Source organism: Oscillospiraceae bacterium, assembly GCA_035353335.1.
Lineage (GTDB): Bacteria > Bacillota > Clostridia > Oscillospirales > JAKOTC01 > DAOPZJ01.
Genome location: DAOPZJ010000080.1, coordinates 2,673 through 5,728 on the forward strand (window position 1 = coordinate 2,673; position 3,056 = coordinate 5,728).

3 protein-coding genes are annotated in these 3,056 nt (G+C 47.1%); all 3 read right to left on the bottom strand.

All coding sequences use genetic code 11. The features are described from left to right. Positions 1–25: 25 nt before the first annotated feature. On the bottom strand, positions 26–1,111 hold the full coding sequence (locus tag PKH29_11935; GenBank protein HNX15547.1) for a hypothetical protein: 1,086 nt from the start codon (positions 1,109–1,111) through the stop codon (positions 26–28). Between the two features lie 113 nt (positions 1,112–1,224). Further along, positions 1,225–2,361 carry a MerR family transcriptional regulator gene (locus tag PKH29_11940; GenBank protein HNX15548.1) on the bottom strand — a complete coding sequence of 379 codons (1,137 nt, stop codon included), beginning with the start codon at positions 2,359–2,361 and terminating at the stop codon, positions 1,225–1,227. A 254-nt stretch (positions 2,362–2,615) separates the two neighbouring features. After that, positions 2,616–3,056 (bottom strand): serpin family protein (locus tag PKH29_11945; GenBank protein HNX15549.1); only part of this gene is annotated, 441 nt, incomplete at its 5' end.

Here is a 3,056-nt window from a genome sequence, read left to right on the forward strand (position 1 = left end):
GTAGCGGGAACAAGGTCGTCATGCCTTATATTGTTCGATTAATCGTCAGATACGGAAACGAGCCCAAAAACCGACAGCCGACGCCGTATTGATGCAGGTCGGACAGCAGAAAATTGTCGATATTGCAATTGGTCGTGACGCAGGTGTCGGCGATCGAATGGACGCCGCGCACCGTGATGTCGCGCAGCGTACCCGGTACGTCATAGATTCCGGCATATAACATCACCGTCGCCGGATAGGGTTCGTCGCGGCAGGTGTCGCGAATATTTTCAATCGTCAGGTTGTAAATGCAGGTATCGAACATCGACACGCAAGCGATATTGTGGTGCCTGCCGCCCGACGTGATGTCTCGGATTACGATGTCGTGACAATCCATTTCTCGCGTTGTGAGCTTATCATAAATACATTTTGCGGGGGTAAACGGATAGAGGTAATTGCGGAACGGGAACGTAAACCACAGCAGTCCCGACTGCACCGCCACCGTGTCATCGGAAGTGCGCCCTTTGATCCGCTCAACCAAAATATCGTGACAGCCGGACATAAAGTGTACCCCGTCGCCGTTTTTCACCGTTGAAAAAATCGAAAGGTCATGCACGTAAACCTCAATCGAAAAATCGATCGTGATGCACCAGCAGCGGTTCTTGATAAACGTCAGCCCCGCGATCTCGAGGTTTTTGGCATTGCAGAATAACACCTGATAAGTGCGCCAGCCCCAAAAATCGCCGGTCATGTCCTGTTCTTCGTTTAAAACCGTGTGAAAACCCCTGCGGTTTTTTTCGCAGCCCTCGATCACGGCTTTTCCGCGCCCCAGAATTTTTACGTTTTCCAATTGCGTAATCTCGAGTGCATGTTCATACGGCTTTTCTGGATCGAGTTTGATATTCGCTCCGCGAAAAACGTTGTCATAAGCCTCATCGGCCTGTTTGATCGTGCAGTCGTCGACGATCACGGTCATATCCGAGCCGACTTCAATTGCTTTCGAAATTATAAACTCTCGCCCGCGAAAAATCACCGTGCTGCCTTTTTGCTGTTTTGCTTCGTTTAAACAAGAGGCAATCTGCTCATCGTCGCTTTTCCCCGGAAATGTATCCACATAAAACGTGTTATCCATATTCTCATTCCTCCGCTCCGTACTAAAATTGATTATAGCACAGTTCTTGCCAAAAAAGAAACCCGCCCCCGGATAAACCGAGGGCGAGTCGCTTTGGTTTCCACCTGCCAATATTAAGCTTGAAATAATCCAAAATACTCTGCAACTTCATCCGCAGTTTGTTCGACGGTTGAATGCTCATCCCACATCATATGTTTTATCCCGTATTGGTTCGTTTTGCGGAAAAATTCGCATTTGCTTTTAACCCGTTGTGCATTTACCTTTTGACTCAACTTTTCTTTTTCATCTTCGGAAATATCACGACAACGAATCTCGCTTTCATACCGGTCGAAAAAATTGTCCCATGTTTTGTCGTTGGAGATTTGAACGGCATGTGTTACAAATTGAATGATGCTGTCGATGTCAATATCGTTTTCACAGATGATCTTATCATGCGTTGCCGACAGTTGAATCAAATCCATAATCACCATCGGCGTGAAATCGTGCACGATATCATGCTCCCACTGCATGGCATCATCCGGGTCCAGCGACCAAAAATCCGGGATGTTTTCTTCAAAGCGGCATAATCCCGGCTGAAACCGGGGATCGGCATTCAGAGAATGTTTTTTCCGGTTTTTACAGGTGTGGTAGACAAAAATGCCGTATCTGCGCCCGAGCTCATCCGCCACTGCGATTCCCTCGTTGCTCCCCCAAATAAAATAGACATTTTGCAGCATCCGCTTCATGACATTTTCGGGGATCGACAATCTGGATGCGGCTTTTTCCTCCAGCTTATCCGCCACTTCAAACAGCCGGTTCACCGGTGAGGGGTTGCCGGTATACTCTACATTCACAAGCTGCGTTTCAATTTCCTTTGCCTTGTCATATAACAGTTTTACGTCGGAATCCTTCGTGAAATCGGCCTGTTCAATTTGGCGGATAAATGCAATCACAATCTCTTTTAATTCATGCAGAAGCGCAACTTCCTCATCAATATCATTGACCTTTTTCCCGAGCACTTCCAAAACAACTTCCGAACCGGCTGTGTTAAAAATACGTTGAATGTCCTTGATACTGATGTTGAGTTTACGCAGAATCAAAATCTGCTCCAGTCGTTTTACATTGGCGTCGTCATACATTCTGTACGCATAATCATTGCCTTTTACGCTTTGGATCAACCCCATGTCCTCATAATACTTCAAAGCCCTTGCAGAAATACCATACTTCAATGATACTTCACGAATTTTAATCAGTTCGCCTATTTCGTCCAACTCCCGTCCTGTTGATGATACCATCATAAACCCCGACGCAACGCCGCAGTCAATAGGTTATCTAAAAAAATTCAAAATAATTTTGCGCTCAAACACTGTCGTTTTCAATCAGAGATTACGGAATTAATAATGCCATATTACATCTATTCCTTCTAAATTGCAATCTTCTTAAAAAGGAACCCACCCCCGGGTTAACCGGAGGCGGATTTCTATATAAAACGGTTTGCTGCGCCCTATTGGGGTGGCATTCCGTCTCAGGCAACACTGAGCACCGTACCGATGAAAATCGGCAAGTTGGTCGCGTTGTCGACGATTACATAGACAAACGGGCGGTCGAGCGTGACGGTGTGGTCGAATATCGGCATCGAAGTCAGCTGCATTCCGACTTCAGTGACCGCACCGGCTCTTGTTCCGATTTCGGTGACTTCGATATAGGTCTTGTGAATCACTTCGCCGATTACAAGCTTACCGGCGGGCAGATTCGACATCTTCGAAAAATCAGCGCCGGACGTAAACGCGGTCGGCATCCCGAGCGCCGCAAGCGCGTCGTTCATCTTGATCTTGTATTCATAATTGAATTTAGGCAGCTGTGCCTGCACACTGGCCTCTTTAACGCTTTTCAGCGTAGCGATAAGCCCGTCGCCGGTCAGCGAGTTAACATAGTCGTCGATCGAAACGCCTTCGTTCGGCAGAAG

Excerpts from the sequence above, each read along its gene's own strand:
- PKH29_11935 (HNX15547.1), bottom strand. The coding sequence starts at position 1,111 with ATGGATAACACGTTTTATGTGGATACATTTCCGGGGAAAAGCGACGAT.